Annotated in this window: 26 protein-coding genes; 14 read left to right on the top strand and 12 right to left on the bottom strand. The window is 69.8% G+C overall.

Translation table 11 applies throughout. The annotated features are described in order from the left end of the window. Nucleotides 1-10: 10 nt before the first annotated feature. Nucleotides 11-1,111 carry a redox-regulated ATPase YchF gene (gene ychF / locus AC1RRS_RS03115; RefSeq protein ID WP_492853891.1) on the bottom strand — a complete coding sequence of 367 codons (1,101 nt, stop codon included), beginning with the start codon at nt 1,109-1,111 and terminating at the stop codon, nt 11-13. Between the two features lie 196 nt (nt 1,112-1,307). Between ychF and AC1RRS_RS03110 the strand changes: the two genes are divergently transcribed. Beyond that, the gene (locus tag AC1RRS_RS03110) at nt 1,308-2,489 is read left to right on the top strand and encodes a glycosyl hydrolase family 28-related protein (RefSeq protein WP_492853890.1); all 1,182 of its coding nucleotides are present in this window, start codon (nt 1,308-1,310) and stop codon (nt 2,487-2,489) included. Between the two features lie 72 nt (nt 2,490-2,561). Here the strand turns inward: AC1RRS_RS03110 and AC1RRS_RS03105 are convergent, their stop codons facing one another. The 5 genes from AC1RRS_RS03105 to AC1RRS_RS03085 form a co-directional block, all read right to left on the bottom strand. Next, entirely contained in the window at nt 2,562-3,263 is a 702-nt protein-coding gene (locus tag AC1RRS_RS03105; protein ID WP_492853889.1) for a DUF4304 domain-containing protein, read from the bottom strand. 4 nt (nt 3,264-3,267) lie between these two features. Next, nucleotides 3,268-3,738 carry an NUDIX domain-containing protein gene (locus tag AC1RRS_RS03100; protein WP_492853888.1) on the bottom strand — a complete coding sequence of 157 codons (471 nt, stop codon included), beginning with the start codon at nt 3,736-3,738 and terminating at the stop codon, nt 3,268-3,270. Nucleotides 3,739-4,163: 425 nt separating this feature from the next. Then, nucleotides 4,164-4,781, bottom strand: a complete 618-nt coding sequence (locus AC1RRS_RS03095; RefSeq protein ID WP_492853887.1) for a hypothetical protein — start codon at nt 4,779-4,781, stop codon at nt 4,164-4,166. Further along, the gene (locus tag AC1RRS_RS03090) at nt 4,771-5,178 is read right to left on the bottom strand and encodes a GreA/GreB family elongation factor (protein ID WP_492853886.1); all 408 of its coding nucleotides are present in this window, start codon (nt 5,176-5,178) and stop codon (nt 4,771-4,773) included. Before AC1RRS_RS03090 ends, AC1RRS_RS03095 begins: the two co-directional genes overlap by 11 nt. A 384-nt stretch (nt 5,179-5,562) precedes the next feature. Further along, nucleotides 5,563-5,844: a BrnA antitoxin family protein gene (locus tag AC1RRS_RS03085; RefSeq protein WP_492853885.1), complete on the bottom strand. Its 282-nt coding sequence runs from the start codon at nt 5,842-5,844 to the stop codon at nt 5,563-5,565. A gap of 139 nt (nt 5,845-5,983) precedes the next feature. Between AC1RRS_RS03085 and AC1RRS_RS03080 the strand changes: the two genes are divergently transcribed. The 7 genes from AC1RRS_RS03080 to AC1RRS_RS03050 all read left to right on the top strand — a co-directional run bounded on the left by AC1RRS_RS03080 (nt 5,984) and on the right by AC1RRS_RS03050 (nt 11,071). Beyond that, nucleotides 5,984-6,757 carry an SDR family oxidoreductase gene (locus AC1RRS_RS03080; protein ID WP_492853884.1) on the top strand — a complete coding sequence of 258 codons (774 nt, stop codon included), beginning with the start codon at nt 5,984-5,986 and terminating at the stop codon, nt 6,755-6,757. Between the two features lie 11 nt (nt 6,758-6,768). Continuing rightward, nucleotides 6,769-7,197, top strand: coding sequence for a dihydroneopterin aldolase (folB, locus tag AC1RRS_RS03075; RefSeq protein ID WP_487290455.1), 429 nt, complete (start codon nt 6,769-6,771; stop codon nt 7,195-7,197). Next, nucleotides 7,194-7,748, top strand: a complete 555-nt coding sequence (locus tag AC1RRS_RS03070; protein WP_492853883.1) for a hypothetical protein — start codon at nt 7,194-7,196, stop codon at nt 7,746-7,748. Before folB ends, AC1RRS_RS03070 begins: the two co-directional genes overlap by 4 nt. A 323-nt stretch (nt 7,749-8,071) precedes the next feature. Beyond that, a complete protein-coding gene (locus tag AC1RRS_RS03065) occupies nt 8,072-8,440 on the top strand; it encodes a DUF4870 family protein (RefSeq protein WP_492853882.1) in 369 nt (122 codons plus the stop codon). 4 nt (nt 8,441-8,444) lie between these two features. Further along, complete coding sequence (locus AC1RRS_RS03060; RefSeq protein ID WP_492853881.1) at nt 8,445-8,861, top strand: DUF4870 family protein; 417 nt, start codon at nt 8,445-8,447, stop codon at nt 8,859-8,861. A 424-nt stretch (nt 8,862-9,285) separates the two neighbouring features. Beyond that, nucleotides 9,286-10,092, top strand: coding sequence for a tetratricopeptide repeat protein (locus AC1RRS_RS03055; RefSeq protein ID WP_492853880.1), 807 nt, complete (start codon nt 9,286-9,288; stop codon nt 10,090-10,092). Between the two features lie 319 nt (nt 10,093-10,411). Continuing rightward, a complete protein-coding gene (locus tag AC1RRS_RS03050) occupies nt 10,412-11,071 on the top strand; it encodes an SAM-dependent methyltransferase (RefSeq protein ID WP_492853879.1) in 660 nt (219 codons plus the stop codon). Between the two features lie 264 nt (nt 11,072-11,335). Here AC1RRS_RS03050 and AC1RRS_RS03045 read toward each other — a convergent pair whose 3' ends face one another. Then, nucleotides 11,336-12,226 carry a branched-chain amino acid aminotransferase gene (locus tag AC1RRS_RS03045; protein WP_492853878.1) on the bottom strand — a complete coding sequence of 297 codons (891 nt, stop codon included), beginning with the start codon at nt 12,224-12,226 and terminating at the stop codon, nt 11,336-11,338. 80 nt (nt 12,227-12,306) lie between these two features. On the opposite strand from AC1RRS_RS03045, the gene AC1RRS_RS03040 reads away from it, so the two are divergent. The 4 genes from AC1RRS_RS03040 to AC1RRS_RS03025 all read left to right on the top strand — a co-directional run bounded on the left by AC1RRS_RS03040 (nt 12,307) and on the right by AC1RRS_RS03025 (nt 15,877). Beyond that, nucleotides 12,307-12,798, top strand: coding sequence for a MarR family winged helix-turn-helix transcriptional regulator (locus tag AC1RRS_RS03040; protein WP_058349175.1), 492 nt, complete (start codon nt 12,307-12,309; stop codon nt 12,796-12,798). Beyond that, nucleotides 12,795-13,496, top strand: coding sequence for a response regulator (locus AC1RRS_RS03035; RefSeq protein ID WP_110120606.1), 702 nt, complete (start codon nt 12,795-12,797; stop codon nt 13,494-13,496). Before AC1RRS_RS03040 ends, AC1RRS_RS03035 begins: the two co-directional genes overlap by 4 nt. A 186-nt stretch (nt 13,497-13,682) precedes the next feature. Further along, the gene (locus AC1RRS_RS03030; RefSeq protein WP_492853877.1) at nt 13,683-15,026 is read left to right on the top strand and encodes an ATP-binding protein; all 1,344 of its coding nucleotides are present in this window, start codon (nt 13,683-13,685) and stop codon (nt 15,024-15,026) included. Nucleotides 15,027-15,151: 125 nt separating this feature from the next. Beyond that, the gene (locus AC1RRS_RS03025; RefSeq protein ID WP_487290465.1) at nt 15,152-15,877 is read left to right on the top strand and encodes an NlpC/P60 family protein; all 726 of its coding nucleotides are present in this window, start codon (nt 15,152-15,154) and stop codon (nt 15,875-15,877) included. Nucleotides 15,878-16,058: 181 nt separating this feature from the next. Here the strand turns inward: AC1RRS_RS03025 and AC1RRS_RS03020 are convergent, their stop codons facing one another. The 3 genes from AC1RRS_RS03020 to AC1RRS_RS03010 form a co-directional block, all read right to left on the bottom strand. Continuing rightward, the gene (locus AC1RRS_RS03020) at nt 16,059-16,379 is read right to left on the bottom strand and encodes a HigA family addiction module antitoxin (RefSeq protein WP_110120603.1); all 321 of its coding nucleotides are present in this window, start codon (nt 16,377-16,379) and stop codon (nt 16,059-16,061) included. A gap of 26 nt (nt 16,380-16,405) precedes the next feature. Continuing rightward, nucleotides 16,406-16,687 (bottom strand): type II toxin-antitoxin system RelE/ParE family toxin, encoded by a 282-nt coding sequence (locus AC1RRS_RS03015; protein ID WP_492853876.1) that lies wholly within the window; start codon nt 16,685-16,687, stop codon nt 16,406-16,408. Between the two features lie 140 nt (nt 16,688-16,827). Further along, nucleotides 16,828-17,373 carry a TetR family transcriptional regulator gene (locus AC1RRS_RS03010; protein WP_492853875.1) on the bottom strand — a complete coding sequence of 182 codons (546 nt, stop codon included), beginning with the start codon at nt 17,371-17,373 and terminating at the stop codon, nt 16,828-16,830. 81 nt (nt 17,374-17,454) lie between these two features. Here AC1RRS_RS03010 and AC1RRS_RS03005 point away from each other — a divergent pair, with 81 nt between their 5' ends. After that, nucleotides 17,455-17,763 (top strand): DUF6881 domain-containing protein, encoded by a 309-nt coding sequence (locus tag AC1RRS_RS03005; protein ID WP_487290467.1) that lies wholly within the window; start codon nt 17,455-17,457, stop codon nt 17,761-17,763. Nucleotides 17,764-17,955: 192 nt separating this feature from the next. Here the strand turns inward: AC1RRS_RS03005 and AC1RRS_RS03000 are convergent, their stop codons facing one another. Next, entirely contained in the window at nt 17,956-18,255 is a 300-nt protein-coding gene (locus AC1RRS_RS03000; RefSeq protein WP_487290468.1) for an AzlD family protein, read from the bottom strand. Further along, entirely contained in the window at nt 18,252-19,022 is a 771-nt protein-coding gene (locus AC1RRS_RS02995; RefSeq protein ID WP_492853874.1) for an AzlC family ABC transporter permease, read from the bottom strand. Before AC1RRS_RS02995 ends, AC1RRS_RS03000 begins: the two co-directional genes overlap by 4 nt. Nucleotides 19,023-19,163: 141 nt before the next feature. On the opposite strand from AC1RRS_RS02995, the gene AC1RRS_RS02990 reads away from it, so the two are divergent. Next, nucleotides 19,164-19,622, top strand: coding sequence for an Lrp/AsnC family transcriptional regulator (locus tag AC1RRS_RS02990; protein ID WP_487290470.1), 459 nt, complete (start codon nt 19,164-19,166; stop codon nt 19,620-19,622). The last annotated feature ends 24 nt before the right edge of the window (nt 19,623-19,646 follow it).

Genomic DNA, 19,646 nt, shown 5'->3' with positions numbered 1-19,646 from the left:
AAGCCTGCGATCAGACGTTGAAGCGGAAGTGCATCACGTCGCCGTCCTTGACGACGTAGTCCTTGCCCTCGGCCCGCATCTTGCCGGCTTCCTTGGCCCCGTTTTCGCCGCCCAGCTTGACGAAGTCGTCGAAGGCGATGGTCTCGGCGCGGATGTAGCCCTTCTCGAAATCGGTGTGGATGACGCCGGCCGCCTGCGGGCCGGTGTCGCCGACATGGATGGTCCAGGCGCGGGCTTCCTTGGGGCCGACCGTGAAATAGGTCTGCAGGTCCAGCAGCTTGTAGGCTTCGCGGATCAGGCGGTTGAGGCCCGGCTCTTCGAGGCCCAGGGTCTCCAGGAACTCGGCGCGCTCCTCGGCGTCGAGCAGGGCGATCTCGCTCTCGATCTGGGCCGAGATGACCACGCTCTTGGCGTTGTCCTTGGCGGCGCGTTCGGTCACCAGGTCGCTGTACTTGTTGCCCTTGTCGGCGCTGCCTTCATCGACGTTGCAGACATAGAGGGCCGGCAGCGAGGTCAGCAGCTGCAGCATGTGCCAGGCTTTTTCGTCGTCGGCGTCGATCTTGGCGGCGCGGGCCGGGCGGCCTTCGCGCAGCAGGGCCAGGGCGATGTTGGCCAGGCGCAGGGTGTTGGCGCTTTCCTTGTCGGCGCCGACCTTGGCGCGCTTCTCCAGGGCGGGAACGCGCTTTTCCAGGCTCTCCAGGTCGGCCAGCATCAGCTCCATCTCGATGATCTCGAGGTCGCTCAGCGGGTCGATGCGGCCTTCCACGTGGACGATGTCGCCGTCCTCGAAGCAGCGGGCCACGAAGGCCACGGCGTCGCAGTCGCGGATGTTGGCCAGGAACTGGTTGCCCAGGCCCTCGCCCTTCGACGCGCCGCGCACCAGGCCGGCGATGTCGACGAAGGTGATCCGGGCCGGGATGATCTCCTTGGAGCCGGCGATCTTGGCCAGGGCGTCCAGGCGAGGTTCCGGCACGGCGACTTCGCCGGTGTTGGGCTCGATGGTGCAGAACGGATAGTTGGCGGCCTGGGCCGACGCCGTCTGGGTCAGGGCGTTGAACAGGGTGGACTTGCCGACGTTGGGCAGGCCGACGATGGCGACTTTCAGGGCCATGGAACTCTCGTGAATTTCGTTGGCCGGGCGCTTAGCACGGATCGCGCGGGAAGTCGCGGGGCGCGGGCCCGGGGCGGCCGCCTGATGCGACGCGACCGCTCCTGTCGCAGCCGCGATGCAATCTGAAGACGCCGACGCGACGGCCCGATCGGGCGGCGGCGGATTTTTCCAGATCCTTTATTTCAAGGCATTTCCAATGATCATCAACGTCAAGAACGCGCCCTACAACGCCGTCGGCGACGGCGTGACCGACGACACGGCCGCCATCCAGGCCGCCATCGACGCGTCGGGCGTCAATCAGGTCTACCTGCCCTCGGGCACCTACCGCACCACGGCCGCCCTGGTCATCGAAAAGCACGGCGTCACGCTGTGCGGCGACTCCCAGTGCGGCTATCCGTTCGTCTCGACCTCGCAGAGCGGGATCTACGGCTCGGTCATCTCGCCCGACCCGGACGTCGTGGTCGGCCTGCGCATCGGCGGGCCGAGCATCAGCCCCAGCTTCGTGACCCTGCGCGACCTGGCCGTCATCCGCGCCAAGACCACCTCGGCGCCGATCCGCACCGACAGCATCGGCATCCTGTGGCAGAGCTTCAACTACGGTCGCGAGCAGCGCGTGCTGTCCAGCCGCCACGCCTTCGGCCGGGTGATCACCGGCACGAGCGCCTCGGCGATCTCGATCGGCTATGAGGCGACCAACATCTCCACCTCGGTCTGCCCGCTGGCCTACATGCGGATCGAGGAGGCGGCCGGGATCAAGGTCGCCCAGAGCGACTTCGGCCTCAACGGCGGCGAGGAGGGCGTGATCCCCAACGTGCTCGTCCAGATCGGCGGCTCGGCCAACGACGTCAGCTTCGTCGACATCAACGCCTTCCCGACCGCGACCGGGGCCGGCGACACCGCCACGGTCCTCGGCTTCTTCAACCTGGACAGCGCGACGGGGATCTACACCTTCGTCAACTGGAACTCCGAGAACGTGAAGTCGGCGATCATCGACAGCGGCACGTCCGAGATCGTCGCCCTGTCGATCATCGGCGGCCGCTGGACGGGCGCGAGCACGGGCGACTTCTTCACCCAGGGCGAGGCCACCCGCTACAAGGCCCTGGCGATGAGCGGGATCAATGTCGGGGGCTTCACCGGCTTCACGCTGCACAACCCGACCTGGAGCAAGATCACCGGCGGCTTCTTCGGCGTCCCGGTGTCGCTGGTGGCGGGCACGGACGCCGACATGGCCTTCGCCGGCAATGTCGTGGCCGACGCCGCCTATCTGACGGGCGACTGGCGCTCGCTCGCGGTGACGGGCAACTGCCTGCTGAACGGGGGCGGCAAGAACGTCACCGGCGACGTCGCCATCAGCACCAACACTCCGTTCAACTTCTGACGGGGGAAGAAGGAGGGCGGCCGTCGGCCGTCCTCCACGTCTTCGTTTTCGGCGAGCCCGCGAAACGCTCGCTCAGGTTTCCTGGCAGGCTTCCTGGCAGGCTTCCAGGATCGCCCGCAGTTCGGGAACCAGGGCGCTGCCGGCCATGCCGTCGCCGATGTCGTCCAGGGCGAACCGGGCGAAGCCGTGGGCGGCGGTCCGATCGCCGGCCGCCAGGCGCATGTGGGCCAGGGCGCGGGCCATCCGGACGGGGGTCTGGCGGAAGACCTGGAAGTGCCGCGCCCCGTCCCTGAAGTCCTGCGGCGTCGCCGTCCGCAGGGGCGAGAACGGGCCGGCCATGATCTGCAGGAACGGCCGGCCGAAGGCGCGATAGGTCTCGGCGGCGGCGCCCATGGCCGCGTCCATCGCTTCCCGCGTGGGCTGGTAGCGCCATCGGCCGTCGTTCTCGGCCGGCCCCAGGTCGCGGCTGAATTCGCAGTGGGCGGCCGTCAGCTTTCCGCGCGCGATGGGCGTTCCCTGTTCGTTGGGGACAGCGACGGGCTGGAGGCCCAGGCTCAGCGCGACCTCGCCGCCATAGCGCGTGCCGCTCACCGCGACGACCAGCGTCAGGTCCCTGTAGAGACGGCGGAAGACGCGCCCCGAACCGGAGAAGCCGTCCTCGGCCAGCACCGGCGCCAGCAGGGCGTGGATCGACGGCTCCAGCTTCGGCGGCGGATCGTCGGACGGCGCGGGCTCGACCTGCCTGGAAAAGGTCCTGGGGGACGGCTCGCTCATCGCCTCACCACATCGGATCCACTTCCGCCCCATGCAGCGCCTCGGCGATGCGCTGGCGGGTGGCGGCGGTGACGTCGTCGGGCAGGGCGTCGGGATGGTGCCAGGCGACCTCGTGGATCTCGCCCTGGGCCGAGGCCTCGCAGGGCTCCCAGGCGTGGACGCGATAGACCAGCACGTGGTCGCCCGGATGGCGCGGCTCGTTGCTGTGCACCGACAGCAGGGTCGGCCGGCCCAGCACCCGCACGCCGGCTTCTTCCTGAAGCTCGCGGGCCAGGGCGGTCTCGGTCGTCTCGCGCTTCTCCACCCCGCCACCGGGCAGGTACCAGCCGGGCACGTAGGTGTGCTGGATCATCAGCACCCGGCCCTCGGCGTCGGTCACCAGACCGCGCACGCCCAGGGTCAGGCCCCGGTTCCAGCGGAACCAGGCGAAGACGAAGGGGCGGGTGAACGGTTCGACCTTGCGGCGCCAGAGCATGGTCGCGAGCCTAGATCGCTTTCCGCAAGAACGGCAGGGGGCAAAGCGGCAAGGAGGCGGGACGCCTTCGTCCGCCGCATGTCGGCCCTTGCTCCACAGAACGCCGACCGCTAAAGCCGCTGACAGAGGAAACCAGAGAACAACAAGCGGAGACACGCCCATGCTCGCGATCCTGATCATCGCCATCTTCCTGGGCGTCATCGTCGGCCTGAACGCCTTCGAATTCGGCCGCATCGACTAGGGGCCGAGGGGGGCAAGGCCCCCAAAGTTTCCCGTCATTCCCGCCCTTGTGGCGGGAACCCCTGGTTCAGCCCGCATGTGAAGCGCAAGCGGCGTGCTCGGCACGCCGCCTCATCCCCCCTTGCGGTCGATAGAGGGCTTCCCGCCACAAGGGCGGGAATGACGGGCGAAGGGGGCGTCTCCGCTCACGCCTCCCCCAGCCGCGACATCAGCCGCCGGCCGCCGGCGCGCATCAGCCAGCGGGTCTCGGCGTTGGCCGGGATGCGGGGATCGTCCCACAGCGCCAGCTGCAGCCAGGCCTCGACGCGCAGGCGGCGGGTGAGGCCGCGCGCCGTCTCGAAGGCGTCGCCCAGTTCGCGCACCGTGCGGGCCTCGACCGCCTGGGCCACGGCCTCGCCGTCGGAGAGCAACGGATCAGCATGCGCCAGCACCCAGTCGCGCACGTCCTCGCGGGCCTCGGTCGGCGGGGCCAGGTCGCGGGCGAAGAACAACGGCCAGTGCGCCAGCGGGCGGCGGCCGGCCTCCAGGTCCTGCGCCGCCAGCTCCAGGGCGCGGCTGAGCAGCTGGTCGCGGGCCAGGGGCGAGCTGGCCAGCTCCTCGGCGTGCAGCGACAGGCGCACGACCGCCTCGCGGGCGGGCTTGCGGGTCCAGGCGTCCTCGACCACGTCGGCCGCGGCGATCAGGGCCGCCGCCGCGGCGGTGGACAGGCCCTGGCCGGGGCTGGGGCACGGTCCGGGGTCATCGACGTCGGCGGCCATGACGTCGGGAGGCCTGACATCGGGAGGAAGCGCGTCACGCGTCATTGCGCACCGCCAGGATCTCGATGGTCCGCGCGCGGCCGTCGGCCTGGGTCCACGAAAACCGCTGGCCGGGCGAAAGGCCCAGCAGCGCCGCCCCGATCGGGGCGGTGACCGACACGCGGCCCTCGTCATGGGCGGCGTGGGGCAGGGCCAGCACCACCGTGCGCACCCGGCCCCGGTCGAGGTCGCGATAGGTCGCCCGCGAGCCCAGCCGCACGCGGTCGGCCGCTGGCGCGCCCTCGACCAGGGCGGCGCGTTCCAGCTCGGCGGCCAGCAGGGCATGGCCCGGGGCGGCGTGCGGGCCGCCGGCCACCAGCAGGGCCAGGCGGTCGTAGTCCTCACCGCAGACGGCGATCGGCGGGCGGTCTTCAGGCTCGCGGGCGGGGATGGACGCAGGCATGTGGGCGCTCCTTTGCGGACGCGCGGCCGCGGCCCGCCGGGCGGCCATGCGTCATCGCATGGCGCGGCCAGGGATCAGGTCGCGGCGCAGTAATCGGATGAAAGGCGCAAGATCGCGAAGCCTCGAACAGTGATGCTCGAAGTCTTGCGCAACGAAAATGTCGCGTTGATTTTCGTCCCGAGCCCGACGTCTAGGCGTCGATGGGGGCTCGGGACTAGGCTCCTGCGATGAGGTGGCCCGCCCGATGCTGGTCGCGATTGAACAATTCGATCCGATACATGGCGAGAAGCATCATAGGCCCGGCAGCGCTGCTGTCAAATCGATCAACAGGCGCCGGCTTTTCGAGCGGTGTTCGTTGAGGGGCGTTGCGGACGGGCGGCCGGCCTAAACGCCGACCGCCTTCCTCAGCAGGTCGTTGGCCCGACTCTGCCAGCCGGGACCGTCTTCGCGAAGCTTGTCGATGACGTCCTGATCCAGGCGCAGCGTCACCTGCTTCTTGGGTGTTTCGAGCTTAGGGCGGCCGCGCCTGGTCAGCGTCCCGGAAGCGGGGCGCAGGACGCGGTCGCCGTCCTTCAGTTCGGCCCGGTCTAGAACCTCGTCGGACCATTCGGGCGCGTCATCCGGATCCGTCCAGATGGGGCGCGTATCGTTGTTGTTCCCCGTCATTGGACTTTCTCATCGAAACGATGCGCCGTGGGCTGAAACCGCCCGACGATTTATCGTAGCTACAATAATCCTGACGTGGTCGCCTGTCGCCCCGGCAGCCGCTATGAACGGTGGCGACGCTCTCCAGCCAGGACCCCGCATGCCCTCTTCCCACACCCCATCCCCTCGCGGCGTCGCGCTGGTCACCGGCGCGGGACGTCGGATCGGGCGGGTGTTGGCGCTGGAGGCGGCGCGGGCGGGGTATGACGTGGCGGTGCACTACCGCTCGGCGCGGGGCGAGGCCGACGAGGTCGTGGCCGAGATCGCCGCCCTGGGCCGCCGGGCCGTCGCCGTGCGGGGCGAGCTGTCGGACCCGGAGATCGGCGCGGCCCTGGTCGGGGCGGCCGCAGAGGTGATCGGGCCGCTGACCCTGCTGGTCAATTCCGCCTCGACCTTCGAGGACGACCGCATCGGCGCCGTCACCGCCGACAGTTGGGACCGGCACATGGACGCCAACCTGCGCGCGCCGGTGCTGCTGGCCCAGGCCTTCGCCGCCGCCCTGCCGGTGGAAACCAAGGGCCTGGTGGTCAACCTGGTCGACCAGCGGGTGCTGAAGCCCAACCCGCAGTTCTTCAGCTACACCGTCTCCAAGGCCGGTCTCTGGTGGGCGACCCAGACCCTGGCCCAGGCCCTGGCGCCGGCCGTCCGCGTCAATGCGATAGGGCCTGGACCGGTGCTGGCCTCGGTGCATCAGGCCCCCGGCGAGTTCGAGGCCGAGGCCGCCGCCACCCCCCTCGGCGCGGCCGTCGATCCGGCCGAACTGGCCGCCGCCATGCGCTATCTCATTGACGCGCCGTCGGTCACGGGCCAGATGATCGCGGTCGATGGCGGCCAGCACCTGGCCTGGCGCACGCCCGACGTCCTCGGTTCCTGAAAGCCTCCGCCGTGTCCGCCTCCCCCCGCTCCGAAACGCCGTTCGCGGCTCCCGTCGCCTCCGGCGCTCCCGCCCCGATCGTCAAGGTCATCGTGACCAAGGTCTTCGTGCGCGGCCTCAAGGTCGAGGCCGAGATCGGCGTCTACGACCACGAGCACGGCCGCGTGCAGCCGCTGGTCATCGACGTCGAGCTCGACGTCGCCGCCGTGCACTGCGAGCAGCTGGGCGACACGGTGAACTACGAGACCATCCGCAACGCCGCCCAGGACATCGCCGCCGCCGGCCATATCGACCTGGTCGAGACCTTCGCCGAGCGCCTGGCCCAGGCCTGCTTCGACGACCATCGCGTCACCCGCGCCCGGGTGCGGGTGGAAAAGCCCCTGGCCCTGGCCCCGCACGCCGCCGCCGCCGGCGTCGAGATCACCGCCGTCCGGGGGTGAGCGACTTGCTCCACAGCGCTCGCCTCGCCCCGTTCCAGCCCGAGACGGCCTGGAGCCTGGAGGGCGGGACGCTGGTGGAACGGCGCGGCGGCCGCGAACGCCGCTTCGACCTGCAGGACCTCACCCGCTACCGCCTGGCCATGCCGCGCGGCGGCGGCCGCCAGCGCGCCCTGATCCTGAGCTTCGGCCGCCGCAAGCTGGCGATCGCCTCGCAGAGCTGGCGCGGTCCCGGCCGCTTCGACGACCGGCTGGAGAGCTTCTCGCTGCTGGCCCGCGCGCTCGCCGCCGTCGGCGCCGATCTTGCGCCCCGCGCCCGCTTCGAGACCGCCGGCTTCAAGCTGGCCGACGCCGTGACCCTGGTGGCCGGCCTGCTGGCGATCGGCACGCTCGCCCTGCTGCTGCTGGCCGTGTCGTCCTCGATGCGCGGCATGGCCATCGACGTCGCCGCCCGCATGGCCTTCCTGCTCCTGCTGCTGTTCGCCGCCGTGCCGTGGCTGCCGCGCGGCGAGACGCTGGATCCGCACGACCTGCCGACGCGGTGGCTGCCCTAGGAAGACCCTCCCCCTGAAGGGGGAGGTGGCCCGAAGGGCCGGAGGGGGAAGTGAGTTCCTGATCCCCCCAATCCGTAAAATCCCCGCGAAAGCGGGGACCCAGGTGTTTTATCGTCGAGCGCCGCGGGTTTCAGAAAAAGCCTGGGTCCCCGCTTTCGCGGGGATTTTACGGGGAGAGGTCATGGGGAACTTCCCCCTCAGTCGCTTCGCGACAGCTCCCCCTTCAGGGGGAGCATCCTCTCCACCTCTCCGAACCTTCATTTGCATCGCCGCGCGTTTTTGGCGAGCATCCGGAAAACATCGCTTTTCAATGAAGGACGCCCGTGACCGATCCCGTGCAAGACCCCGCCGTCCCGCCCGCCTTGCAGGACGACAAGACCATGGCGATCGTCGTCTACGCCTGCTACCTGGCCGGCTGGGTGACGGGCTTCTCGCCGATCGTCGGCCTGGTGCTGGCCTATGTCTCCAAGGGCTCGGCGCCGGAATGGCTGCAGAGCCACTACGTCTTTTCCATCCGCACCTTCTGGCTGTCGCTGCTGTTCGCGGTGATCGGCGTCCTGACCCTGATCATCGGCGTCGGCGCCCTGATCCTGGTGGCCGTCGGCATCTGGGTGACGGTGCGCGCCGCCGTCGGCCTGTCGTGGCTGCTGAAGGGCCAGGCCTATCCCACGCCGCGCAACTGGATGCTGTGAGCCGATGAGCGACTTCATCCAGGCCGACCTCGATCCGGGCGCGGAGCGTCACGCCGAGGACAAGATCCTGCCGGGCGTGGTCTACGGCCTCTACCTGCTGGGCTTCACCAACGGCCTGACCTTCTTCATCGGCCTGATCGTCGCCTATGTGCAGCGCGGCTCGGCCGGGCCGATCAACGAGAGCCACTACACCTTCGCGATCCGCACCTTCTGGCTGTCGATCGCCTGGTTCCTGATCGGCGCGATGCTGGTGCTGTTCGGCATTCCGCTGGTGCTGGTGCTGATCGGCGTGCCGATGCTGATCGCGGGGGTGGCGATCCTGTCGGCGATCAGCCTGTGGTTCGTGATCCGCTGCATCGCCGGCATCGCCTATCTGGTGAGGGGCGAGGCCTATCCGCGTCCGCGCGCGTGGCTGATTTAGAGGCAGACTGCGCCGTGGGCGCCTGCACCGGCGTCGTACAGGTTATCGGTGTTCCCCTGACAGGCGAGCAGGCTCGACGCGACCCCCTCGCTCCTATGACTTTCCGCCCCTGGCGGACGGACGTCGTGGAGGGGGCGACATGCTGGCTCGCATCGTAGGGATCATCTTGGGGCTGATCCTGACGACGTCGGGATACGTGATTTCGGGTCTGGGCGCGCTGGGGACGTGGGCCGCGGACTGGGATCTCGGCCCGTTCGAGCCGCACCGGCCGTTCGCCGGTTGGGCGGCGATGACGATAGGGGGGATCCTTCTCGTCGCCGCCCTAACTCCTCGAAAGGGGATGCCGCGAAAAGGTGCGAGCCGCACCGAGTCGCGGACCAAGAGGAGCGCCCGTGGGGACGGGCGCTCCTCGGCCGGTCCGGCCGTGCTGGATCTGGGGGAGGCCGTCGCGACGCCGGCGCTGGCCGTCGAGCCCGCGCCGGCCGCGACCCCGGTCGTGCAAGTCGAACCCGCCGTTCAGTCCGAGCCTGTCCTGCCAGAGCCGGTCCAGCCCGAGCCGGTCCAGCCCGAGCCCGTCGCGGTCGTCGCGCCTGCGCCCGTCGTCCAGCTGGCGCCGGTCGCCCTGCCGCCGGCCGAGGCGGACTTCGAGACCCTGCGCGGCGAGCTTCTGACGCTCACCGCCGCCGAATCCTGGAACCCGGCCGCCCGCGTGCTGGCCCGGATGGTCCGGGCCGCCTGCACCGACCGAGAGCGCGCTGTTGCTCATCGCGACCTGGGCGACTTCGCCGCCGGTCAGGGCCGCCACGACGACGCCGCCGAGGCCTATGAGGAAGCCGTCTCCTACGCCCGCTCGGTCCGCAAGGCCTCGCCGGGCGATCCGTCGGCGGACGAACTGCTGGCCGGCGCCCTGGCCGGGATCGGCGACGTCGCCGAGGCCGAAGGCCGCCTGAACGAGGCCCTGTCGGCCTTCGAGGAGGCGCTGACCCTGAGGCGCTCGCCCGGCGGCCGCGAAGCCGTCGACCCCGGCGCTCAACGGGCGCTGTCGGTGGCGCTGGAGCGCCTGGCCGACCTGCGCGAAGACCGCGGCCACCGCATGCGGGCGCTGGACCTCTATCGCGAAAGCTACGACGTCACCGCCCGCCTCGCCGCCGCCGACCCGGCCCGCTTCGGCCTCGACCTTGCCGCCACCCGCGCGAGGCTGGCCGAGATCGAAGCCAAGGTGGCGGGCTGAGATTTTCCCTCTCTCTTTGAGAGAGGGAGGGGCCCACGCCGCAGGCGTGGGAGGGTGAGAGGTAACAAATTCTCCGAATGAGGCGCGGCGGGGCCGGCCGCAGACTCAGATGTTCCGATATCTCTGACGCCACGTCTTCGAGCCTGGTCGCTCGACGCAACCGAACACGCCGGGATTTGCCTGCAAGCGGTGAAACCTCTCACCCCCCACCGCTTCGCGGCGGGCCCCTCGCTCTCTCAAAGAGAGAGGGAATATCATTGCGGTCCCACACGCGTGGCGACGTCTAACCCTGGTCTGGTAAACTCCCGGGGGAAACGCGATGGTCTACATGCGCTGGCGACGGTTCGTCGAAATGGCCTCGCTGGACCGTCCGTGGCTGGGCGACCTGATGGAGAAGCGCAAGGGCGAGGCGTTCCGCGCCGCGCCGGTCGAGCGCTGGGACCAGGAATATCGCGACGGCGTCTACGACCGCCTGCACCGCTCCGACCAGCGCCACCATCACCGCCTGCTGGCCGCCATGATCGCCGACCGCTGGCCCAAGGCGCGGGTGCTCGAGATCGGGGCCGGCGAGGGGGTGTTCTTCGAGGCCCTGCGCGCCCACGGCCCGGCCCGCTATGTCGGCGTCGACTTCTCCGCCCCCGCCGTGGCCAAGGGCGCCCTGCGTCTGGCGGGGGAGATCGCCTCGGGCCAGGTCGAGCTGCTGCTCGGCGACGGGCGCACCTTCGAGATCGACGAGGCCTTCGACGTGGTGGTGTTCTCCGAGTGCATCGAGCACCTGGGCGAGGTCGAGCCGCTGATCGCCCACTACCGCGCCATGCTGGCCCCCGGCGGGGCGGTGGGCCTGACCATGTGGCTGTCGCTCAAGCCCCTGCGCCTGTGGCGGCGGCTGAAGGCCCTGGGCGCGGTGCTCGACGAGGCGGTGGTCAACACGCCGTGGGGCGGGGGCTGGCTGGTGGCGACGGTGGGGGTGAAGGACTGAGGCAAGGAACCTCCCCCTCTGGGGGAGGCGATCGCGCAGCGATCGGTGGGGGGAGTGGTTGGGGCCTCCCCAGCGCCGCGAAAGCTGAAAACGTCCCCCCTCCGGCCCTCCGGGCCACCTCCCCCAGAGGGGGAGGATCTAGCAAGGCAGATGCTCCCCCTCTGGGGGAGCTGTCGCAAAGCGACTGAGGGGGTCTTCCCCGGCCAAAGAAAAACCCCGGGACATCGCCCCGGGGTTCTCGATCTCAAAGCTCGCGACCCAGCCTTACGCCGGCACGACCTCTTCGCGGCGCACGAGGGCCGCATAGGCGTCCATCAGGCTCAGCGACAGCTTGCCGGGCGTGAAGGTGAACTCGCCGATCTCGGCGACCGGGGTCACCTCGGCGGCGGTGCCGACGATGAAGCACTCGGTGAAGCCCGAGAGCTCCTGCTTTTCGATGTGGCGCTCGACCACCTCGATCCCCTTGCCCTTGGCGATGTCGATCACCGTGCGGCGGGTGATGCCATCGAGGAAGCAGTCGGGCTTGGGCGTGTGCAGCACGCCGTCCTTGACGAAGAACACGTTGGCGCCGGTCGCCTCGGCCACGTAGCCGCGGTAGTCCAGCATCATCGCGTCGGTGTAGCCGTCCTTCTCCGCGGCGTGCTTGGAGATGGTGCAGATCATGTAGAGACCGGCGGCCTTGGCGGCGACGGGGGCCGTCTTCGGGTCCGGGCGATTGTACTTGGCCCAGGTCAGGCGGATGCCCTTGGCCTTCAGCGCCGGGTCGAAATAGCTGGGCCAATCCCAGACGGCGATGGCCACGTGGATCTTGGTCTGCTGGGCCGAGACGCCGATCATCTCGCTGCCGCGCCAGGCGATCGGGCGCACATAGCAGTCCGACAGGCCGTTCTTGGCGGCCGTCGCCTTGCAGGCCTCGTCGATCTCGGCCACCGTGTAGGGGATTTCGAAGTCGAGGATTTCGGCCGACTTGAACAGGCGCTCGGTATGCTCGGTCAGCTTGAAGATCTCGCCGCCGTACATGCGTTCGCCCTCGAACACCGACGAGGCGTAGTGCAGGCCGTGCGTCAATACGTGCACCTTCGCCTCGCGCCAGGGAACGAACTGGCCGTCCAGCCAGATCCATCCGTCGCGATCATCGAAGGGAACGAGAGACATCGGTCCAAGACCTCCTTATTTGGAACCCGGTCCTTAGACGCCCGAGGAGCCGGAAGGTCAAACAAAATGGACGCGCCCGCATGACGCCGCACGCCGATCCCCGCCTGATCCTGCGCGAGGAGGAGCTCGATGGAGGCCTGGAGTTGATTCTCCTGGCCGAGGCGGCGCTGTGGGCGGCGGTCGACGGGGTGCTGGAGACCGAAGGGCCGGGCCTGGGGCGCTCGCACTGGCGCGCGGCCTTCCTGCTGCGCCGGCGTCCGGGCATCGGCGTGCAGGACCTTTCCAAGCTGACCAGCCTGTCGAAACAGGCCGCCAGCAAGACCCTGAGCGACCTGCAGAAGCTGGGTCTGGCCGAGAAGGCCGCCGGCGATCTCGACGCCCGCCGCCGTCCCGCCGTGCTGACCGAGGCCGGCAAGGCCTTCGAGGCCCGGGTCAGCGAACGCCTGCGCGCCTTGCTCGGCCGCGCCTATCGCACCGGCGGCCTGGATGGCGTGCCCGGCGCGCGGCGCATCCTGGCGGCCCTGGCCGGTCCGCGCCAGGGCGTCGGCGTCAATCGGAGGGAGGCCCTGTGAGCCCCGAGGAAAGACGCGAACGTCATCTCCTGGTGGTCGATGACGACGACCGCATCCGCGACCTGCTCAAGCAGTTCCTCAGCCGCGCCGGCTTCAGGGTCAGCGCCGCGGCCGACGCCGCCCACGCCGACCGGCTGGTGGCGGTGATGGACTTCGACCTGCTGGTGCTCGACGTGATGATGCCGGGCGAGGACGGCTTCTCGTTCACCAAGCGCCTGCGGGCCAAGGGCGGCGAGATCGGCAAGGTGCCGATCCTGATGCTGACCGCCCGCGACCAGACCGGCGACCGCATCGAGGGCCTGACCCACGGCGCCGACGACTACCTGGCCAAGCCGTTCGAGCCGCAGGAACTGCTGCTGCGCATCGAGTCGATCCTGCGCCGGGCCGCGCCCAAGCCGATCGGCCCGCGCGAGATCGTCATGGGCGACTGCGCCTTCGCCCCCGATCGCGGCGAGCTGACCAGAGCCGGCGTCCCCGTGCGCCTGACCGAGGCCGAGGTCGCCCTGCTGCGCCGCCTGGCCCGCGCCCTGCACGAGCCCGTCGACCGCCTGGAACTGGCCCGCGACACCGCCGACGCCACCGGCCGCGCCGTCGACGTCCAGGTCACCCGCCTGCGCCGCAAGATCGAGCCCGACCCCAAGAACCCCCGCTACCTGCAGACCGTGCGCGGGGTGGGCTATCGGCTGGCGCCGGATTGATGGGGATGCAGCCAAATCCTTCTCCCCTTGCGGGAGAAGGTGTCGGCGAAAGCCGACGGATGAGGGGTCTCTCAGAACCCCGACGCTCCGCTCGGCCTCAACGCCGTCGCGGCGGCGCCGTCTATCGACCCCTCACCCGACCTCCTTCGGAGGCCACCCTCTCCCGCAAGGGGAGAGGGGGTTAGAATGCGCCTGCGCACCCGCCTGTTCATTCCGCGCCAGATCAAGCGCTGGCTGCCGACCTCGCTGTTCGGCCGCTCCCTGCTGATCATCGTCCTGCCCGTGGCGGTGATGCAGATCGCCGTCACCTGGGGCTTCTTCGACGCCCACTGGGAGACGGTGAATAGCCGCCTGTCCGAGGGGCTGGCCGGCGACATCGCCTGGGCCGTGGCCACCTATCAGGACGATCCCAGCCCCGCCGCCGTCAAGGCGATGGCCGAGCGGGCCGAGCAGACCATGGACCTGTCGATCGCCCTGCTGAAGGGCCGCGAACTGCCGACGGGCAAGCGGCCGGCGATGTTCGCCTCGCTCGACCGCTCGATGCAGCGGGCGCTGGAGGAGCGGCTGGACGAGCCCTTCTGGTTCGACGCCTCCAACCGCTACGCCGCCCATGTCGAGATCCGGGTCAAGGTCAAGGAAGGCACCCTGCGGATCTTCGCCCCGCGCGACCGCGCCTTCGCCACCCAAGGCCACATCTTCATCCTGTGGATGGTGGTGGCGACCATGCTGCTGACGGCGATCGCGATCCTGTTCATCCGCAACCAGGTGCGGGCCATCGAGCGCCTGGCCGACGCCGCCGACGCCTTCGGACGCGGGGCCGAGCACGAGTTCAAGCCGCACGGCGCGCGCGAGGTGCGCCAGGCGGCCCAGGCCTTCCTGTCCATGAAGGCCCGCATCCAGCGCCATATCGAGCAGCGCACGGCCCTGCTGGCCAGCGTCAGCCACGACCTGCGCACCCCGCTCACCCGGCTGAAGCTGGAGATGGCCCTGGCCGAGCCCGGCCCGCAGGTCGAGGCCATCAAGCGCGATCTCTCCGAAATGGAGCACATGATCGACGAGTACCTGGCCTTCGCCCGAGGCGAGGGCGGCGAGGCCCTGCAGGCCGTCGAGCTGGCGCCGCTGATCGCCGGGGTCTGCGCCGGGGCCGAGCGCGGCGGGGCCAGCGTCGAGACGGTGCTGGAGCAGGGGCTGAGCGCCAACCTGCGCCCCAGCGCCTTCAAGCGGGCCCTGACCAACCTGGTGGACAACGCCGCCGCCCACGGCGAGGCCGTCCGCGTCACCCTGGAGCCGCGCCTGACCGGCGGGGTGCTGATCATGGTCGACGATGACGGCCCCGGCATCCCCGAGGACCGCTACGAAGAGGCCTTCAAGCCCTTCAACCGCCTCGACGAGTCGCGGAACCAGAACGAGAAGGGCGTCGGCCTCGGCCTGGCGCTGGCCCGCGACATGGCCCGCGGCCTGGGCGGCGACCTTGTCCTGGAGCGCTCGCCGATGGGCGGGCTGCGGGCGGTGATGCGCCTGCCGGGGTAGGGCGCGACCGTTTCCGACGCAGCGGCGATGTAAGGATTACGGGCAATCCGTGAAATACACTCCATGATTGACTCATGGCGCGGCTTGTCGTTCGGATAACGCCGCTACGCGACGGAGTTGCGGTCATGAAAATCAAGGACATCCAGCAGCAGCTGGCGGCGCGCGGCTATACGCCCGGGCCGATCGACGGGGTGTGGGGACGGGCCACGGTGGCCGCCGTTCGCCGCTTCCAGCTCAAGCACGGGCTCGAGCCCGACGGGGTGGTGGGGCCCCTGACCCTGGCGGCTCTGTTCCAGGGCGCCCCGGCGGTCAACGCCCCCACGCCCCTGACCCTGGCCGATTTCGACGATCCGAGCCTGGTCTGGTTCCAGGAGGCCCGCCGCCTGATCGGCACCCGCGAGAAGCCCGGCCGGGGCGACAATCCCGAGATCATCGACTGGGCCTCCGACCAGGGGCTCAAGAGCATCTACACCGGCGACGACGTGCCCTGGTGCGGCCTCTTCGTCGGCCACTGCGTCTCGGCCACCCTCGACCGCGAGCCGACCCCGGCCGGCCTGCTGTCGGCCCGCGCCTGGGAGCGCTTCGGCATCCCCACCGCCCCGACCCCGGGCGCGGTGATGGTGTTCTGGCGCGACGGCCGTGGCAGCGGCAAGGGCCATGTCGGCTTCTACGCCGGCGAGGACGACGGGGCCTATCGCATCCTCGGCGGCAACCAGTCCGACAGCGTCTCCCTGGCCTGGCTGACCAAGGAACGCTTCGTCGCCGCCCGCTGGCCCGCCACCGTGCCGCCCCCCGTCGCCCGCGCGATCAAGGTGGCCCGCAACAGCAGCCTGTCGTGGAATGAGGCCTAGGGCGGATCGACATTCACCGGCCTGAGCTCATTTTTCACCGAGCATCCCCGCGAAGGCGGGGATCCAAGCTGAGGTTGCGGTCGATCCACGGTCGCGCCTCATCCTGAAATCCAGCTTGGGTCCCCGCCTTCGCGGGGATGCGCGGATTTGAAGGTCGCAAATAGCTGAATGTCGATCCGACCTAGGCCGCGACCAGCGGCTGGATCGCTTCCAGGTCGGCGCGGCGTTCGATCACCGTCCGCGACAGGTCGTGCTGGGCCTGCAGGTTCATCCAGAACCGCGCGTCCATGGAAAACACCCGCTCCAGCCGCAGGGCCGTGTCGGGTGTCACGGGCTGGGTCTCGCGGGTCAGGCGCTCGATCCGCGTACGGTCCTTCAGCCCCATGGCCTTGGCCAGCGCGCCGGCGGTCAGGCCCATCGGCGCCATGAAGTCCTCGCGCAGGATCTCGCCGGGGTGCGGCAGGGGCGAGACGAAGTCGAGATCGAGGAAGGTGTCGCTCATCGTTCGTGTCCTTCGCACTCATGCGCTCAGTGATAGTCGCCGAACCAGACGTCTTCCGGTCCGTCGTCGCCCCACCGGAAGGTGATCCGGAACTGGTCGTTGACGCTGACCGACCACTCGCCGGCCCGGTCCCCGTCCAGGGCGTGCAGGCGGTTGCCGGGCGGTATGCGCATCTGCGCCGCCTCGGTGACCGCGTTTAGCTGGGTCAGCACCCGACGGGCTCGCCGCACCAGATCGGCGGGAAAGCCCTTAGGCGAATGTCCCAGGAAGACGGCTTTGGCGGCAACGCTCTTCCAGCTTTGGATCATCGATGTCCGCCATCATGTGTAGCGTAATGCGCTACGAATGTCGAGCAGAATGTAGCGCGGCGCGCTACGACCGCTCGTCGACGAACAAGCTTAACCTTGGCGGGATTTGTAGGGCAATGCTGCGCCCATAGATTGCGCCTCTAGAACCCCGCCCCCACCTTGCCCAGTTGCTCGGCCATCTGTTTCAGGCGCTTGTCGAGTTCGGCCATGGTGCGGTTCAGGGCGCCTTCGTCGTCGCGCCAGACCTGCAGGGCGCGGGCCCAGACGGCGGTCATGGCGGCCAGGCGCACCGGCGTGGCGTCGATGCTCGCCGCCTCGAGGATCGCCCGGGCGGTCTTGGGGAAGCGGGCGGCCGAGCGGGGCAGGCCTTCGGCCTTGGCGATGGCGATCAGGGCGTGGCGGTGGGGCTCCATGGCCTCGATGCGGGCCATGGCGGCGTCGAACAGGCGGTCGTGGGCGGCCGCGCCCTCGCCGGCGTCGGCGTTCAGCGCCGCCTGGTCGAAGCGGCGCGACAGGTGGCTGAGCACCTTGGCCTTGCTGTCGGCCCGCGCATAGAGCTCGGCGAACGGCGCGCCGGCGGCGACGGCGATGTCGCGCAGGGCGATCTGCGGCCAGGGACGGTCGGCGGCCAGCGACAGGGCCGCGGCGGCCGCGCGGTCGAGCAGGTCTTCGGCGGGCGTGGTCATGATCAAAGAGATGGCCGTGCGAAGGGGGCATGGCAAGGGCGGGCCTTGCCCCGCGCGGCGCGGCGAGGGAAAGGAGCGGCCATGAGCCTTTCCCACTACCGCTGCGACTGGACCCACGACCACGCCGACGAGCCCGTCACCCTGTTCTACGAGGTCGACGAGGACGGCCGCGTGCTGCGCATGGTCGATGTCTTCCGCGACGGCCGCCGCGAGCGCGACAGCGTCGCCAACTATTTCGGCCCCGAGGCCGACAACCTGACCGACGGCGACTTCTACGAGAGCACCGAAAACCTGCGGGCCGGCTACGAGGCCGTCGAGGGCGACGAGCGGATGTCGCTGATCCAGATCGAGGCGGCCGCGTTCGAGGCCGCCTGGCGTCCGGACGCCTGATCCCCGCCTAGGGCGTATCGACATTCAGCTATTCGCGACCTTCAAATCCGCGCATCCCCGCGAAGGCGGGGACCCAAGCTGGATTTCAGGATGAGGCGCGGCCGTGGGTCGATTGCGACCTCGGCTTGGATCCCCGCCTTCGCGGGGATACTCGGCGAAAAATGAGCTCAGGCCGGTGAATGTCGACCTCGCCTACCCCAGCAGCCACCGTAGCCCGCCCGCCGCGACGATGCCGATCGGCACCACGGCCAGCATCGGCAGGCGCAGGGCCGCGACGAAGGTGATCGCCAGGGCCAGCAGGTCGGCCGGGCGGGGCGAGACGAAGTGCGGGGCGATCACCGCGATCAGCACGCAGCCGGGGGCGGCCTCCATCACCGCCGTGGCGCGCGGCCCAAGCGTGCGGTTGCGCAGCACCAGATAGCCGCCGATCCGGGTCAGGTAGGTGACGCCGGCCATGGCCAGGATGGTCGCAAGGACGGGCAGGGAGATCATGCGGCCGCACCTTCTTCTTCCCGCTGCTCGCCGCCGGCCCACAGCCAGGCGCTCAGCAGTCCGGCCAGGGCGCCGGCCGCCACAGTCCAGGCCCCCGGCGCCAGCAGGTGGCCGCAGGCGGCGACCGCCAGGCTGACCAGCCACGGCCGGGCGGCCGAAAAGCTCTTCCACATGCCGCGCAGCAGCACGAGGAAGATCGCGGGGAAGGCCATGTCGAAGCCCAGGGTCTCGACGTTTCCCAGCACTGGCCCCACCATCGCGCCCAGGGCGGTGAAGACGATCCAGGCCAGCCACATCGGCAGGGCCACGCCCATGTAGTGCGCCAGGCTGAAGGTCCCGCGCGCCTTGGCGTCCGCCAGGGCCATGGCCCAGCTCTCGTCGCACATCAGGAACAGGGCCGGCAGCACCCGGCGCTTGGGGAGTTCCTTCAAAAAGGGCGTCAGGGCCGCGCCCATCAGCAGGTGGCGGCTGTTGATCATCAGCGTCACGGCGGCGATCAGCAGCAGGTGCGGCGGCGAGGTCCACAGGCCGATGGCCGCGAATTCCGAGCCGCCGGCGAAGTTGAGGCCCGTCATCAGCGGCGTCTCGGCGACGCTCAGCCCCTTCTGGGCGGCTTGGGCGCCCAGCACCAAGGCGAACGGTACGAAGCCGGCCGTCACCGGCAGCGAGGCGACCACGCCCCGCCGGAACTCGGGCCAGAGTTCAGAACGCAGTTCGGAGGGCCCGTCGCCAGGCATGGCGGCGGGAGCGCAGGTTTCGATTGTCATGGGCGACCGGGGGAGGAGCGGTTGCGGGAAGGATTGGCAGCCTAGCGCAAACCTCGCGCAATCGGGTTGCGATCATGCTCCCATATGATCAATGATTGGCATCCAGGCGATGCTGATCGCCAAATCCTGGCAGCAGATTCCATGAAGCTCGACGACATCGACCGCCGCATCCTGCGCGAACTGCAGAAGGACGGCCGCATCCAGAACGCCGAGCTGGCCAAGCGCGTGGGCCTGTCGCCCTCGCCCTGCCTGCGGCGGGTGCGGATCCTCGAGGAGACGGGGATCATCGAGCGCTACGTGGCGGTGATCGACGCGGCCAAGGTGGGCCGGGGCCAGACCTTCTTCACCCGCATCTGGCTGAACTCGCAGAACGAGGACGCCGTCGAGCACTTCGTCGCCGAGATCGACAAGATGCCCGAGGTGGTCGAGTGCTACGTCATGCTCGGCGACTGCGACCTGCTGCTGCGGGTGGTCGCCGCCGACATCGCCGCCTATCGCCGCTTCCAGGCCGACCACCTGACCCGCATCCGCGGCGTGCTCAACGTCAAGACCGACATCCCGGCCCAGACCATGAAGCAGACCTTCGCGGTGCCGCTCTGAACTTACCTTCTCGCCAAGGGAGAG

Source organism: Caulobacter sp. GW821-FHT12A07 (genome assembly GCF_058807655.1).
Note: the sequence above shows the minus strand (reverse complement) of the source record. Positions and strands in the feature narration are given on the sequence as shown.

Excerpts from the sequence above, each read along its gene's own strand:
- AC1RRS_RS03010 (WP_492853875.1), bottom strand. The coding sequence starts at position 17,373 with ATGACCACGCCCGCCGAAGACCTGCTCGACCGCGCGGCCGCCGCGGCC.
- AC1RRS_RS03090 (WP_492853886.1), bottom strand. The coding sequence starts at position 5,178 with ATGCCTGCGTCCATCCCCGCCCGCGAGCCTGAAGACCGCCCGCCGATC.
- AC1RRS_RS03040 (WP_058349175.1), top strand. The coding sequence starts at position 12,307 with ATGACGCCGCACGCCGATCCCCGCCTGATCCTGCGCGAGGAGGAGCTC.
- ychF (WP_492853891.1), bottom strand. The coding sequence starts at position 1,111 with ATGGCCCTGAAAGTCGCCATCGTCGGCCTGCCCAACGTCGGCAAGTCC.
- AC1RRS_RS03005 (WP_487290467.1), top strand. The coding sequence starts at position 17,455 with ATGAGCCTTTCCCACTACCGCTGCGACTGGACCCACGACCACGCCGAC.
- AC1RRS_RS03030 (WP_492853877.1), top strand. The coding sequence starts at position 13,683 with ATGCGCCTGCGCACCCGCCTGTTCATTCCGCGCCAGATCAAGCGCTGG.
- AC1RRS_RS03045 (WP_492853878.1), bottom strand. The coding sequence starts at position 12,226 with ATGTCTCTCGTTCCCTTCGATGATCGCGACGGATGGATCTGGCTGGAC.
- AC1RRS_RS03000 (WP_487290468.1), bottom strand. The coding sequence starts at position 18,255 with ATGATCTCCCTGCCCGTCCTTGCGACCATCCTGGCCATGGCCGGCGTC.
- AC1RRS_RS03025 (WP_487290465.1), top strand. The coding sequence starts at position 15,152 with ATGAAAATCAAGGACATCCAGCAGCAGCTGGCGGCGCGCGGCTATACG.
- AC1RRS_RS03085 (WP_492853885.1), bottom strand. The coding sequence starts at position 5,844 with ATGACGGGGAACAACAACGATACGCGCCCCATCTGGACGGATCCGGAT.
- AC1RRS_RS03060 (WP_492853881.1), top strand. The coding sequence starts at position 8,445 with ATGAGCGACTTCATCCAGGCCGACCTCGATCCGGGCGCGGAGCGTCAC.
- AC1RRS_RS02995 (WP_492853874.1), bottom strand. The coding sequence starts at position 19,022 with ATGACAATCGAAACCTGCGCTCCCGCCGCCATGCCTGGCGACGGGCCC.
- AC1RRS_RS03110 (WP_492853890.1), top strand. The coding sequence starts at position 1,308 with ATGATCATCAACGTCAAGAACGCGCCCTACAACGCCGTCGGCGACGGC.
- AC1RRS_RS02990 (WP_487290470.1), top strand. The coding sequence starts at position 19,164 with ATGAAGCTCGACGACATCGACCGCCGCATCCTGCGCGAACTGCAGAAG.
- AC1RRS_RS03095 (WP_492853887.1), bottom strand. The coding sequence starts at position 4,781 with ATGACGCGTGACGCGCTTCCTCCCGATGTCAGGCCTCCCGACGTCATG.
- AC1RRS_RS03100 (WP_492853888.1), bottom strand. The coding sequence starts at position 3,738 with ATGCTCTGGCGCCGCAAGGTCGAACCGTTCACCCGCCCCTTCGTCTTC.
- AC1RRS_RS03105 (WP_492853889.1), bottom strand. The coding sequence starts at position 3,263 with ATGAGCGAGCCGTCCCCCAGGACCTTTTCCAGGCAGGTCGAGCCCGCG.
- AC1RRS_RS03015 (WP_492853876.1), bottom strand. The coding sequence starts at position 16,687 with ATGATCCAAAGCTGGAAGAGCGTTGCCGCCAAAGCCGTCTTCCTGGGA.
- AC1RRS_RS03020 (WP_110120603.1), bottom strand. The coding sequence starts at position 16,379 with ATGAGCGACACCTTCCTCGATCTCGACTTCGTCTCGCCCCTGCCGCAC.
- AC1RRS_RS03080 (WP_492853884.1), top strand. The coding sequence starts at position 5,984 with ATGCCCTCTTCCCACACCCCATCCCCTCGCGGCGTCGCGCTGGTCACC.
- AC1RRS_RS03050 (WP_492853879.1), top strand. The coding sequence starts at position 10,412 with ATGGTCTACATGCGCTGGCGACGGTTCGTCGAAATGGCCTCGCTGGAC.